At 42.0% G+C, this 13,632-nt stretch carries 12 protein-coding genes; all 12 read left to right on the forward strand.

The features are described 5' to 3' along the window. Window positions 1-32 precede the first annotated feature (32 nt). The 12 genes from FN809_RS06010 to argH all read left to right on the forward strand — a co-directional run bounded on the left by FN809_RS06010 (window position 33) and on the right by argH (window position 13,628). Entirely contained in the window at window positions 33-509 is a 477-nt protein-coding gene (locus FN809_RS06010) for an arginine repressor (protein WP_142532589.1), read from the forward strand. Between the two features lie 15 nt (window positions 510-524). Beyond that, complete coding sequence (locus tag FN809_RS06015; RefSeq protein ID WP_246095480.1) at window positions 525-1,256, forward strand: GNAT family N-acetyltransferase; 732 nt, start codon at window positions 525-527, stop codon at window positions 1,254-1,256. Window positions 1,257-1,322: 66 nt separating this feature from the next. Next, window positions 1,323-2,531: an argininosuccinate synthase gene (locus tag FN809_RS06020; protein WP_142532590.1), complete on the forward strand. Its 1,209-nt coding sequence runs from the start codon at window positions 1,323-1,325 to the stop codon at window positions 2,529-2,531. A 319-nt stretch (window positions 2,532-2,850) separates the two neighbouring features. Beyond that, on the forward strand, window positions 2,851-3,816 hold the full coding sequence (argC, locus tag FN809_RS06025; protein ID WP_142532591.1) for an N-acetyl-gamma-glutamyl-phosphate reductase: 966 nt from the start codon (window positions 2,851-2,853) through the stop codon (window positions 3,814-3,816). A gap of 94 nt (window positions 3,817-3,910) precedes the next feature. Further along, window positions 3,911-5,032: an aspartate aminotransferase family protein gene (locus FN809_RS06030; protein ID WP_142532592.1), complete on the forward strand. Its 1,122-nt coding sequence runs from the start codon at window positions 3,911-3,913 to the stop codon at window positions 5,030-5,032. 166 nt (window positions 5,033-5,198) lie between these two features. After that, complete coding sequence (proC, locus tag FN809_RS06035; RefSeq protein WP_142532593.1) at window positions 5,199-6,002, forward strand: pyrroline-5-carboxylate reductase; 804 nt, start codon at window positions 5,199-5,201, stop codon at window positions 6,000-6,002. Window positions 6,003-6,057: 55 nt separating this feature from the next. After that, complete coding sequence (gene proB, locus FN809_RS06040) at window positions 6,058-7,152, forward strand: glutamate 5-kinase (RefSeq protein ID WP_246095481.1); 1,095 nt, start codon at window positions 6,058-6,060, stop codon at window positions 7,150-7,152. A gap of 24 nt (window positions 7,153-7,176) precedes the next feature. Then, a complete protein-coding gene (locus FN809_RS06045; RefSeq protein WP_142532595.1) occupies window positions 7,177-8,427 on the forward strand; it encodes a glutamate-5-semialdehyde dehydrogenase in 1,251 nt (416 codons plus the stop codon). Window positions 8,428-8,552: 125 nt separating this feature from the next. Continuing rightward, on the forward strand, window positions 8,553-9,500 hold the full coding sequence (locus FN809_RS06050) for an N-acetylornithine carbamoyltransferase (RefSeq protein WP_142532596.1): 948 nt from the start codon (window positions 8,553-8,555) through the stop codon (window positions 9,498-9,500). A 281-nt stretch (window positions 9,501-9,781) separates the two neighbouring features. Then, complete coding sequence (gene argB / locus FN809_RS06060; RefSeq protein ID WP_142532597.1) at window positions 9,782-10,558, forward strand: acetylglutamate kinase; 777 nt, start codon at window positions 9,782-9,784, stop codon at window positions 10,556-10,558. 353 nt (window positions 10,559-10,911) lie between these two features. Further along, entirely contained in the window at window positions 10,912-11,982 is a 1,071-nt protein-coding gene (locus tag FN809_RS06065; protein WP_142532598.1) for a M20 family metallo-hydrolase, read from the forward strand. Between the two features lie 314 nt (window positions 11,983-12,296). Further along, on the forward strand, window positions 12,297-13,628 hold the full coding sequence (argH, locus tag FN809_RS06070; RefSeq protein ID WP_221929373.1) for an argininosuccinate lyase: 1,332 nt from the start codon (window positions 12,297-12,299) through the stop codon (window positions 13,626-13,628). Window positions 13,629-13,632 lie beyond the last annotated feature (4 nt).

The following is a 13,632-nucleotide window of genomic DNA, read 5'->3' on the forward strand; positions in this document are numbered from 1 at the left end:
ATATTTTTGCAAAGCAATTGAATAAATATACAATGAAAAGTAAGGCTCAACGCTTAGCAACAATCCAGCATATTATAAGTACACAAAAGGTCAGCAGTCAGGAAGAGTTGCTGCAGCTTATGGAAAATTTAGGGTTTGTAACTACGCAGGCCACTTTATCGCGCGACTTGAAGTTTCTGAAAGTAGCAAAAATACCACACCCCGACAAAGGTTATGTGTACGAACTGCCGTCGCTTAGTGAAAAATCTTCGAACGATTCATCCGATGATTTTCCGATTGGTGGGGTGGAGAGCATTAATTATAGCGGTAATTTGGTAGTTATAAAAACGCGTCCGGGTTTTGCTAACGGGGTAGCCTCTATTATCGACACGCACGATCCTTACGAGATATTGGGCACCATTGCAGGCGACGATACCATACTACTTGTAATGAGGGAGGGTGTTTCGCGAGGTCATATATTTGATACATTAAGCACATTTATTCCGGGGCTTAAGAATAAAGAGTATTAGGGAGAAGAGAAGCAGATGAAATATAATTTTAACATTTGTATAGCAGGGGAGTCGCACTTAAAATATGTGGACGAAATTCTGGAAACTATTGCAGAAGCTGCAAAAGTTAGGGGAACAGGTATTGCCAAGCGAAGTGCAGGTTATATAATTCAAAAGATAAACGAAGGTAAGGCAATTATAGCTTTACAAGGAGATGATTTTGCAGGTTTTTGCTACATAGAAACCTGGGGACACGATAAATTTGTGGCCAACTCGGGTCTGATTGTGGTAGACAAATATAGAGGACAGGGCTTGGCTAAGGCTATTAAAACCAAGGCCTTTGAATTGTCGCGTAAAAGATATCCTGATGCCAAGCTTTTTGGGCTGACAACCGGTTTGGCCGTAATGAAGATAAACTCAGAACTGGGCTATGTGCCTGTTACCTTTTCGGAACTTACCGACGACGAAATGTTTTGGAAAGGATGCCAAAGCTGTGTCAATTACGATATCCTAACCCGCACAAATCGTAAGCATTGCCTTTGTACCGGTATGTTGTACGATCCGGAGCGCATAAAAAAGAAAAGTGACGAAGAACAAAAAAGCCTTAGTGTTTACAAAAGATGGTTGCGGTTTAAACAATCTGTTTTTCTTAATGGGAACAAAAAAAAGGAAAAGAATGTAAAGAAGGTTCGAGAGAAAAGTAAAAACAACCTACTTTCTTATGTTAATAAGCGACATATCAAAACAATGCTGAATTTTTGGGGATGATGCCTTCTCACAGTATGAATCTAAAAACGGGCATAAAAAGCAATCCGTAAAACAACATATTTAATAATGGAAACAGAAAAAGTAGTATTAGCTTTCAGCGGTGGATTAGATACATCGTTTTGTGTTAAATATTTAAAGCACGAAAAAAACCTCGATGTTTATTCGGCCATAGCAAACACGGGTGGATTTGGAAATGATGAGTTGGCCACCATCCAGGAAGGTGCATATGATTTGGGTGTAACAAAACACGTTACACTGGATGTTACGGATGTTTATTATCGTAACTGCATTCGTTATATGATTTACGGAAATATTCTAAAAAACAATACCTATCCATTGTCTGTAAGTTCTGAGCGTATTTTTCAGGCCTATGCCATCGTGGATTATGCACGTAAAATTGGTGCCAAATACATTGCCCATGGTAGTACAGGAGCTGGTAACGACCAAATTCGTTTCGACCTTACTTTTCAGATTATCGCTCCGGAAATTCAGATTATTACTCCCATTCGCGATTTAACATTATCGCGCGAAGACGAAATTAAATATCTTATTAAACACGGGGTAGAAAAAGATTGGAAAAAAATGGACTATTCCATTAATAAAGGATTATGGGGAACCAGTGTTGGTGGTAAAGAAACCCTTACATCCAACAAATCCCTGCCCGAGAGTGCCTATCCCAGCCAGCTGGAAAAGCAGGAGCCATCAGAGTTAAGTATCGAGTTTAATAAAGGAGAGATAGCCTCGGTAAATGGTGAAACCTTTGCCACCCCCGTTGATGCCATCCGAAAAATAGAAGCCATCGGTTCGGCTTATGCCATCGGTCGCGATACCCATGTGGGCGATACCATTATCGGCATAAAAGGAAGGGTGGGCTTTGAGGCTGCTGCGCCCATGCTCATTATTAAGGCACACCACCTGCTCGAAAAACATACCCTTACCAAATGGCAAATGTATTGGAAAGAGCAACTAAGCAACTGGTACGGTATGTTATTGCACGAAGCGCAATATGTGGAGCCGGTAATGAGGGACATAGAAAAGTTTCTGGATAATTCGCAGCAGAATGTAACAGGAATAGTCACCTTAAAGCTATACCCTTATCGTTTCGAAACCGTGGGCATCGAATCCGACTATGACCTGATGAACTCGGGCTTTGGTGATTATGGCGAGGTAAACAAAGGCTGGAGCGGCGAAGACGTAAAAGGGTTTACGGCCATTTTGGGTAATCAACTTAAGATTTTTAACAACGTAAACAAGGGACAACTGGATATTGAATAGGGAGGGAGATACTTGGCCGGACGTGATAGCAATCATTATATACAAAACATGAGAGTGATTAGCAATCTTTAGCTCCTTTTCTCTGCTGTATTTGATTTTTATGTGGGCAACAACAGCTGCAAAAGAGCTTGAAAGCCATTGGATAAACTTTGAATACTATCCCGTTCGGAAGAATAAATTGATTAGATATTAAACCACTGAGATAGTAAATAAAATAAGCGACACGAGATGTTGATGATGGCTAAACTAAATGTAAAGTAAAAATGCAACACAGCACTTTTTATCTATTATGTAAATATCTCTTATCTAAATAAAAACAATGATTAAAGTAGGAATAGTAGGAGGTGCCGGATATACGGCCGGGGAATTGTTGCGTATTTTACTCCACCATCCCCATGTAGAAATAACCTGCATACAGAGTACTAGTAATGCGGGCAATGCCCTTGCTTCGGTGCATACCGATTTGCTGGGAGATACCGATTTAATATTTTCGGCTGAGCTTAATACCGATCTGGTTGATGTAGTATTTTTATGTATGGGGCATGGAAAATCAAAAGAGTTTTTAAGTAGCAAGCCAATACCCGACCACATTAAGATAATTGATCTTAGCCATGATTATAGACTCGAGGCAGAAAAAAATGATTTTGTTTACGGACTGCCCGAATTGAACCTGGAAGCGATAAAAGGAGCCAATAAAATTGCCAACCCCGGTTGCTTTGCTACCGCTATTCAATTGGCTTTACTGCCCTTGGCCGCTGTGGGAAAATTAAATGAGGTACATGTAAATGCCGTAACAGGAAGCACCGGTGCCGGACAACAACCTACGTCCACCTCGCATTTCAGTTGGCGCAATAACAATGTATCGGTTTATAAAGCTTTTTCGCACCAGCATTTGGGCGAGATAAGACAGTCGTTAAAGCAATTGCAAAAAGGTTTTGAGAAGGCTATAAATTTTATACCCGTTCGGGGTAATTTTGCCCGTGGTATTATGGCCACTGCTTATACCGATTGCCAACTGAGTGAAGAAGAAGTCCTTAATATGTACAAAGCCTATTATAAGGATCATCCTTTTGTAACGGTTTCGGATGTGAACCCACACCTGAAGCAGGTGGTAAATACCAATAAAACCATTTTGTATGTCGAAAAACACGATGATAAAATATTGGTAGTGAGTATGATTGATAATTTGGTAAAGGGGGCGTCAGGACAAGCCGTACAGAATATGAATTTGATGTTTGGTCTGGACCAAAGTGAAGGACTCCGGCTTAAACCGGTGGCTTTTTAAGATAAGCTTTATTACAGTCCCTTAAAAATAATTCCCCAAAGCCAACACGCAACCGGGTGAATTTAAAATCCCTTACTTAAAGTCTGTAAAATAAATGAAACTATTTGATGTATATCCCCTTTTTAATATTGAGCCGGTAAAAGCGCAAGGATGTTATGTATGGGATAAAGAACAAAATAAATACCTCGATTTATACGGTGGTCATGCCGTTATAAGTATTGGACACACGCATCCGCATTATGTAGAGCGCATTACCCGGCAAATTAATAAAATTGGCTTTTATTCCAATTCGGTTCAAAACCAGTTGCAAAAAGATTTGGCGCAAAAACTGGGCGACTTATCCGGCATGGATGATTACGATCTGTTTCTCTGTAACTCAGGTGCCGAGGCCAACGAGAATGCCCTTAAGTTGGCCTCGTTTGCTACGGGCAATAAAAAAGTTATTTCCTTTAAAAAGGGTTTTCATGGCCGAACATCGGCAGCGGTGGCTATTACTGATAATCCCAAAATAATTGCCCCTCTCAACAGTAACCACCAAACGGTAATACTTGAGCTTAACGATTTGGAAGCCGTTGAAAAGGAACTTGCAAAAAAAGATGTGTGTGCTGTAATTATTGAAGGAATACAAGGTATAGGTGGTATCATTGTTCCGGATGCTTCTTTTTTAGAAGGATTGCGCGATCTTTGCGATAAGTATGGCGCCCTGTTAATATTAGACGAAATTCAGTCCGGCTACGGACGATCCGGAAAGTTCTTTGCCTTTCAGTACAGCAAGGTAAAACCACATTTAGTAACCATGGCCAAAGGAATGGGTAACGGTTTTCCAATAGGAGGAGTGCTTATTTCAAATGCTTTTGAGCCTTGGTTTGGTATGTTAGGAACAACTTTTGGGGGCAATTACCTGGCATGTGCTGCGGCACTGGCCGTTTTGGAGGTGATGGAACAGGAAAGCCTGATTCAAAATGCTGCTAAGGTAGGCCGGTACATTATGGATAAAGCACATGAAAAACTAAGAGGTTGCGAAGTGAGGGGGCTGGGCTTGATGATTGGTTTGGATTTTGGATACAATATAACAGATTTAAGAAAAAAACTTCTGTTCGAAGATAAAATATTTACCGGGGTGTCAGGCGCCAACATTATTCGAATTTTACCACCCTTAAATCTTCAGAAGAGTCAAGCCGATCAGTTTCTGGATAAATTAGCTGAGTCGTTATAGATGAATGAGGCTTGTTGCAATCGTAAAGTCACAATGTAAACTATAGGTCATGGTCGGATTTTTTAAAATCAGGAATGGAAAGATATAAATGGTGTGAAGTAGTGATTGATGGAACGGCGTAGGTGTTGTTCCGGATATGTTGCTCAACATCGGACAAAGTAATAATATGAAGAATAAAAAAATAGCCATCATCGGAGGAGGAAACTTGGGGCAGGCCATTGCCAAAGGTATTGTAAACTCTAAAATTGTTGCCCCATCAAACATTACCCTTACACGGCGCAGGTTACATTTGCTTGAACACATAAAAAAAGAAGGCTTTAATGTAACTGCGGATAACAAAGAAGCTGCTGCTGATGCACATATTCTTTTTATTGCGGTAAAACCATTTCAGTTGCAGCAGATAGTTGAAGAAATAGCACCGATTATTGCATCCGGTACCATCATTATTTCCCTTGCCACGGGTATAGCATCTACAAGCATTGAAAACTATTTTCAAAAATCAATGCCCATCTTCAGGGCTATGCCAAACACGGCTATCGCTATTGGCGAATCAATGACTTGTGTTTCGGCATATAACGCCAACGAGGAACAGAAAAAAATCGTCCTCACCTTATTTGAGCAAGTGGGTAAGGCACTTATTATACCCGAGGAACTTATGTCGTCGGCAACCGTTTTGGCCGCATGTGGTATTGCCTATGCTTTGCGTTTTATCCGGGCGGCTACCCAGGGGGGTATAGAAATTGGATTTGGATCGGAGCTGGCCTTGCAGATAGCGGCCCAAACCGTTAAGGGAGCCGCCGACTTGCTGATTAAATCGAGCACCCACCCCGAAGAAGAAATAGACAAAGTAACAACCCCGCGTGGCGTAACTATCTCCGGTCTCAACGAAATGGAACACCAGGGATTTAGTTCGGCATTGATAAAAGGATTGTTAACTTCGTATAACAAAATAGAGAACGGGAAGGCGTAGCGATAAGCTCATAGCTCCTGCTCTCTTATCTCAAATTATAAAAGTCGATAAACACGTGTTCAAATCTATCATTATAAAAATAGGTTCTAATGTACTTACACAAAAAGATGGAACGCTCCACTTAAAACGGGTTGCGCACCTGGTAGATCAAATAGCCGAGCTGCATGCCAAAAATAAAAAAGTTATTTTGGTTTCGTCGGGTGCAGTGGCTGCCGGCAGGTCTATGGTGCAGGTGGATAAAAAAGCGGATACCGTTTCGTCGCGACAGCTACTCTCGTCGGTAGGTCAGGTAAAGTTAATCAGTACCTATTCCAAACTTTTTCAGAAGCATGGCATGCAATGTGCGCAGGTGTTAGTGACCAAACAGGATTTTAGGTCGCGCGAGCATTATCTGAACATGAAAAATTGTGTTACTACACTTTGCGATAACGGTATAATTCCCATCATAAACGAAAACGATGCTGTATCCGTTACCGCCTTGATGTTTACAGACAATGATGAGTTGGCGGGATTATTGGCAACCATGATGGGTAGTGATGCCTTGTTTATTTTGAGTAATGTTAATGGGATATATAATGGTGACCCTGATGACGTGCAATCGCAGGTAATTCGAACCATTGGCAATTCTACAGCTGATTTGTCGCAATATATATCAACCACCAAATCCGATTTCGGACGTGGGGGGATGCTCACCAAATGTCGCATTGCACAAAAAACAGCAGCGTCGGGCACTTCGGTGCACATTGCCAATGGAACAAAGCAGAATATTTTACTTGAGCTGAACGCCGATGCAGATCAGGTTGAACACACCCAATTTATAAAAGGGGTCAAATATAAGGCCGTAAAAAAATGGATCGCCTACTCCGAATCGTTTACCAATGCCGAAGTGCATATTAATGCAGGTGCATTTGAAGCCTTAAATTCAAAAAAGGCCACCAGCTTGCTTTTGGCAGGTGTGGTTAAAATGACCGGAGATTTTAAAAAGGGCGATCTGTTAAAAATTATATTGGAAAACGGCAAAACGGTTGGGATAGGAAAGGCGCAGTACGATCGTGCGCGAGCCGAAAAACATATCCACGACATAAAATATAAACCGCTGATACATTACGATTATTTGTATTTATTTGCGGATATTGAGGTAACAGTTTAAATAGATATTTAAATCCATTGATACATGCAGTGCTTACATCAATTCGAAAAAGTAAAGGAGGCTGCCCGCGCTTGCTCCTTGATAAAAAAAGATGATATTGCGGCGCTCCTAAATAAATTGGCAGAGCAGGCCGAAAAAAATATTCCTGATCTTCTGGCGGCTAACCAAAAGGATTTGGAAAGAATGGATAAAGACGATCCCAAATACGATCGTCTTAAGCTGACTGGCGATCGTATCCGTGCTATTGCGGCAGATATTAAAAATGTGGCTCGTCTGCCCTTTCCGGTAGGTGAAATAGTGGAAGAGAAAACACTCGACAACGGAATGAATTTACAAAAAGTGCGTGTTCCGCTTGGTGTTGTAGGGGTAATTTACGAGGCACGCCCCAATGTAACATTCGATGTGTTTGCCTTGTGTATGCAGAGTGGTAACGCTTGTGTGCTAAAAGGAGGCAGTGATGCCCAATATTCTAATAAAGCCATTGCCAAATTGATACACCAAGTGCTACAACAGCAAGGCTTAAATACCGAACTCTTGCAACTTTTACCTCCCGACAGGTCGGCCGCCACGGAGTTAATGAACGCCGTGGGTTTTGTGGATATTCTGATTCCTCGCGGTTCTCAGAACCTCATTGATTCGGTACGACAGAATGCCAACATCCCTGTTATTGAAACCGGTGCCGGCATTGTTCATACTTATGTAGATGCATCGGCAGATGTAAAAAAAGCAAGTGAGATAGTGGTGAATGCAAAAACGAGGAGGTGCAGTGTTTGCAATGCGTTGGATTGTTTAGTGCTGCATAAAAGTCAGCTATCCAACCTGCCACAATTGGTGGAAGGTATGAAAAAGTTTGGGGTGGAGATTTTTGCCGACGAAAGAGCCTTTGCCGGGCTGCAAGGTAAGTATCCCGATGAGCTGCTACTAAAAGCAAACGAAGAATCCTACGGAACAGAATTTCTCTCGCATAAAATGAGCATTAAAACGGTAGAGAGTCTGGATGAGGCACTCGATCATATCTATAAATACAGTTCAAAGCACAGCGAAGCCATCATTGCCGAAGATGCCGAAACCATAGCCCGCTTTTTAAACGAGGTGGATGCAGCAGCGGTTTATGCTAATGCCTCTACTGCCTTTACCGACGGAGCGCAGTTTGGATTGGGCGCCGAAATAGGTATCAGCACCCAAAAGCTTCATGCCCGTGGCCCCATGGCCTTGCGCGAGCTTACCAGCTATAAATGGCTGGTGCGCGGTAATGGAAATATACGCCCCGCGTAGCACTAAAGGAACGGTTCTTTATTTACATCGCGCCAATAAGAACCGTTCCTTAATTTCTTTTTTGTCTTGATACTCATTACTCATTACTCATTACTCATTACTCACTACTTGATACAATAAATTCGATGAAACGATATTTGCAAGTTGACGATATAGGCGATTTAAAACAAGCCTTAAAAGATGCATTTGAAATTAAACAGAACCCCTATGCATTTAAACAATTAGGGGAGAATAAGACCATTATATTGGTGTTTTTTAACTCCAGTTTGCGAACACGCCTGAGCACGCAAAAGGCAGCCATGAACATGGGTATGAATGTGATGGTACTCGATATAAACAAAGATGGTTGGAAATTAGAAAGTGAAATGGGCGTGGTGATGGACGGCGATAAGCCCGAACATATTAAGGAAGCGGTGCCGGTAATTGGTCAATACTGCGATATGATAGGGGTACGCTCGTTTGCTACCTTTGAGAGCAAGGACGACGATTACAGCGAAAAAGTCATTAACCAGTTTATACAATATTCAGGTGTTCCTGTTATCAGTTTAGAATCGGCCACGCGTCACCCCCTGCAGGCTTTTGCCGATTTAATAACCATTGAGGAGCATAAACAAAAAGAACGTCCCAAGGTAGTGCTCACCTGGGCGCCCCATCCACGAGCATTGCCGCAGGCCGTGGCCAATTCCTTTGCCGAATGGATGAAAAAAGCCGAGGTGGATTTTGTGATTACCCATCCCAAAGGTTATGAACTGGCCAATGAATTTGCCGAGGGAGCAAGCATTGAATACGACCAGCGCAAAGCATTCAAGGATGCAGATTTTATCTATGCCAAAAACTGGTCGTCGTTTAACAATTACGGTAAGGTGCTGTCTCAGGACAAGGATTGGACTGTGGATGAAGAGAAAATGGCGCTTACAAACGGTGCTAAGTTTATGCACTGCCTGCCGGTACGCCGTAATATGATTGTTAGCGACGGCGTTATTGAAAGTAAAAATTCCATAGTAGTTCAACAAGCCGCCAACCGGGTTGTTTCGGCACAAACGGTCATTAAAAGGATGTTGGAGGGATTGTAATTTCAAGTATAGCCAATTTTTATTTTGTATGTTGCATCAAGGCAAGCAATGAAGAGCCCTCCCTTGAATTGGGGAGGCTTTTTACTGTCGTACAGAACCATGGTGTAAGTTACATTTATTCTGTGCGTAGAATTTACATGCAAAAAAGCAAGCCGATTTATTGAGTGGTTTACATACAGCGACGAAAGTATAGACGGAAAAAGCAAAACGAAAGCGTATGCACTGTTTGAAAGGAATTGACTACTCGTATTATTACGAAGAATTTGACTAATTAAAAAACCATGCAACAACTAAGCATTATAAAGGTAGGTGGAAAAGTAGTAGAAACACCCGAATCCTTGCAGCAATTGCTCAATGATTTTGTGGCCTTACCCGGCCTTAAAGTATTGGTTCACGGTGGTGGACGATCGGCTACCAAAGTGGCCGAACAACTGGGTATTGAAACTAAAATGGTGGAAGGTCGCCGGATTACCGATATGGAAACCCTAAAGGTGGTAACCATGGTGTATGCGGGGCTGGTCAATAAAAACATTGTGGCCTCCTTGCAAGCCAAGGGAGCCAATGCCATAGGCCTTACCGGTGCCGATCTGAATTTGATAAAGGCAATAAAACGGCCGGTTAAAAATATCGACTACGGTTATGTGGGCGATGTGGAATCTGTTCAGGTGGAAGAATTGATGGAGCTCCTCAACAAAAAGGTGGTTCCGGTAATTGCCCCCTTAACGCACGATGGCTTAGGCAATATGCTCAATACAAATGCCGACACCATGGCTTCGGCGTTGGCAGGTGCCTTGGCAAAGCACTACCGTGTAAATCTGGTTTACTGCTTCGAGAAAAGAGGTGTTTTGAGTAATCCGAATGATGATGATGCCCTGATTGATAAGCTAAGCCATCCCCTTTTTAAACAATACCAGCAAAGTGGAGTTATTGCAGAGGGAATGATACCGAAATTGGACAATGGATTTAATGCCCTTAATAAAGGTGTTGAAAAGGTAATTATTACCAATACCGAAGGTTTAAAGCAAGGCTTCAATGCAGGTACAGTATTAGTTTTGTAGTTGCTTTTTAAAAAAAGTATCAAGCATCAGGTTTTTAGTATCACCCAAAAGCTGTAGACTTTAATGGCGATTCTCACAGTGTTTTAGCATCTGATTGGCCAAATGAAATATAGAATTTATCTTTTGGTTAAAACCGATTTGGCTTTCTAGGCATGTACGCCATTTCGCGTGCTGCTCTAAATTTAAGCAAGCGCCAAAGCTAGCCTGCCCAGGCGCTAGTAGAGCTGTAATTGCGGTGCCTGGTTATAAGAAAAGCCTTATTCAAATTAGCTGAGTTTGTAGATCCGGGCCTTATCCCGGGGTAAATCAAAGCATAAACATCGGGCTTAAGCCCAACCTTATTTAATACAAGTATGAGTAAAATCGAAAAGTACACCCTAGAAGTCATCGACCTTTTAAAGCAACTCATTGCCATCGAGTCCTTTAGCCGGCAGGAGGATAAGGCCGCCGATTTGATGGAGGGTTTTTTAAAGAGAAAAGGATTGGTGGTGAATAGAAAACAGAATAACCTATGGGTTTGGGCGAAGGAACCGGATACTAATAAGCCTACTATTCTGCTCAACTCACATTTAGATACAGTAAAGCCGTCGTTTAAATGGACTTACCCTCCCTTTGAACCCATCGTCGAAGGTGATATCTTATACGGATTGGGCAGTAACGATGCAGGCGGTCCATTGGTAGCTCTGCTGGCTGCTTTTTTATTGTTGGCAGAGCAAGAGCAAGCCTACAACCTGGTTTATGCAGCCACGGCTGAGGAAGAGATATCCGGAGCCAATGGGGTAGCCCTGATTTTTGATGAACTGGGGCCTATAGATTTGGGTATCGTAGGTGAACCTACCGAGATGCAAATGGCTGTAGCCGAAAAGGGATTGTTGGTATTGGATTGCGAGGCTATAGGTAAAGCCGGCCATGCTGCACGCAACGAGGGAGTAAACGCTATTTATAAAGCAATTAAGGATATCGAGTGGTTCAGGACTTACCAATTCCCCGAAGTTTCAGATTTATTTGGCCCGGTAAAGATGACCGTGACCCAGGTACAGTCTGGCACCCAGCACAATGTTGTTCCCGATACATGTACCTTTGTGGTAGATGTGCGGGTAAACGAAAAGTACACGAATAAACAAGTAGTAGATATAATTCAACGCCAGGTAAAGTGCAGGGTAACTCCCCGCAGCACCAGGTTAAATAGTTCTTGTATCCCGATGCAACACCCCGTGGTACAAAAAGGTTTGCAGATGGGTAGAGCTTGTTATGGCTCCCCAACTACATCGGATCAGGCTTTAATGTCTTTTACCACCTTAAAGATGGGGCCGGGACATTCTGGACGCTCGCATACAGCTGATGAATATATAAAACTAAGTGAAATTAAAGAGGGAATAGCGATTTATTATGAATTATTAAATGGTTTAAAAATACAATATTAACCTTCGTACATATCACATGCCATACGCATGGCTGATTAAGCATTGTACGAACGTTAAAAAATGTGACCAAAGTCATTAAAGCGTCTGTGCGATTTGAATTTATAAGTTAATTAATATATTTTTGCCTCATCCATAACAAAAACAGGCCGCATAATTAAGAATTCTTACCCACTATCCAGGCGGTAGATACATCTTAGTTGCTTTAATGCAAAATAGATAGATACATGAGAAAGAAATATGGATAGTTTTATTCTTAGGTCTGCTATCACAGATTATAGAAAGCATTAAAAGCCAATAGAGAAAAAATAATACGCATGAAACTTTGGGACAAAGGAATACAGGTAAACGATAAAGTAGATAGCTTTACGGTGGGTAAGGATAGAGAACTGGATTTATATCTGGCTCCCTTTGATGTGTTGGGAACAATGGCTCACATCACCATGCTGGAGAGCGTTGGTTTATTGCAGCAAGAGGAGCTTCAGCAATTAATGGCAGAACTGAAAAACATATATGCTGAGGCGGTAAATGGTTCTTTTAAAATTGAAGCGGGTGTTGAAGATGTGCACTCTCAGGTGGAAATGATGTTGACGGAGCGATTGGGCGATGTTGGCAAAAAAGTACATAGCGGAAGATCGCGCAATGATCAGGTTTTGCTGGATTTAAAACTGTTTATTCGCAGTAAGATTGAGCATGTAGTGGAGGCAGTAAAAGAGTTTTTTGAAGCGCTGCAAACACAAAGCGAAAATTATAAAGATGCTTTGATACCTGGTTACACCCATCTGCAGGTAGCTATGCCTTCCTCTTTTGGTTTGTGGTTGGGTGCCTATGCCGAAAGCCTGACCGACGACATGTACATGCTCAAGGCAGCATGGAAAATAAGTAACCAAAATCCTTTGGGAGCGGCCGCCGGTTATGGGAGCAGCTTTCCCTTAAATCGTCAGTTAACCACCGAATTGCTTGGTTTCGATAATATGAACTACAACGTGGTTTATGCTCAGCTGGGCCGCGGTAAAACGGAAAAAAATGTGGCCATGGCCTTGAGTTCCGTAGCCTACACCGTGGGTAAATTTGCTACAGATGCTTGTTTGTACATGAGTCAGAATTTTGGTTTTCTGAGTTTACCCGGTGAATTAACCACAGGATCGAGCATTATGCCTCATAAAAAAAATCCCGATGTATTTGAGCTCATCCGGGCCAAATGCAACCAGTTACAATCGCTCCCTCAAAGTATCGCCATGATAACCGGTAATTTGCCGTCGGGATATTTTAGGGATCTGCAGTTGATAAAAGAAACTTTTTTACCCGCTTTCGACGAACTAATCAGTTGTTTGGATTTGGCTACTTTTGCTGTGAAAAATATCACGATAAAAAAGGATGTGCTTAACAACGAGATGTACAAATATGCATTTAGTGTAGAGGAGGTTAATAAACTCGTGTTGCAGGGCGTGCCTTTTCGGGATGCCTACAAGCAGGTGGCTGCGCTTATTGAAGAGGGTAATTTTGAACCTGAATTAAACGTTGCTCACACGCACGAGGGAACCATCGGAAACCTGTGCAATGCACAGGTAAAACAAAAAATGGACACGCTGGTTGATTCCTTCAACTTTTCGGCGGTTAGTCAGGCAATTGAATCGTTAAGTAAATAAAAAT

The organism is Saccharicrinis carchari, assembly GCF_900182605.1.
In the GTDB taxonomy this organism is placed as follows: Bacteria; Bacteroidota; Bacteroidia; order Bacteroidales; family Marinilabiliaceae; genus Saccharicrinis; species Saccharicrinis carchari.

Excerpts from the sequence above, each read along its gene's own strand:
- FN809_RS06010 (WP_142532589.1), top strand. The coding sequence starts at position 33 with ATGAAAAGTAAGGCTCAACGCTTAGCAACAATCCAGCATATTATAAGT.
- FN809_RS06015 (WP_246095480.1), top strand. The coding sequence starts at position 525 with ATGAAATATAATTTTAACATTTGTATAGCAGGGGAGTCGCACTTAAAA.
- FN809_RS06020 (WP_142532590.1), top strand. The coding sequence starts at position 1,323 with ATGGAAACAGAAAAAGTAGTATTAGCTTTCAGCGGTGGATTAGATACA.
- argC (WP_142532591.1), top strand. The coding sequence starts at position 2,851 with ATGATTAAAGTAGGAATAGTAGGAGGTGCCGGATATACGGCCGGGGAA.
- FN809_RS06030 (WP_142532592.1), top strand. The coding sequence starts at position 3,911 with ATGAAACTATTTGATGTATATCCCCTTTTTAATATTGAGCCGGTAAAA.
- proC (WP_142532593.1), top strand. The coding sequence starts at position 5,199 with ATGAAGAATAAAAAAATAGCCATCATCGGAGGAGGAAACTTGGGGCAG.
- FN809_RS06045 (WP_142532595.1), top strand. The coding sequence starts at position 7,177 with ATGCAGTGCTTACATCAATTCGAAAAAGTAAAGGAGGCTGCCCGCGCT.
- FN809_RS06050 (WP_142532596.1), top strand. The coding sequence starts at position 8,553 with ATGAAACGATATTTGCAAGTTGACGATATAGGCGATTTAAAACAAGCC.
- argB (WP_142532597.1), top strand. The coding sequence starts at position 9,782 with ATGCAACAACTAAGCATTATAAAGGTAGGTGGAAAAGTAGTAGAAACA.
- FN809_RS06065 (WP_142532598.1), top strand. The coding sequence starts at position 10,912 with ATGAGTAAAATCGAAAAGTACACCCTAGAAGTCATCGACCTTTTAAAG.
- argH (WP_221929373.1), top strand. The coding sequence starts at position 12,297 with ATGAAACTTTGGGACAAAGGAATACAGGTAAACGATAAAGTAGATAGC.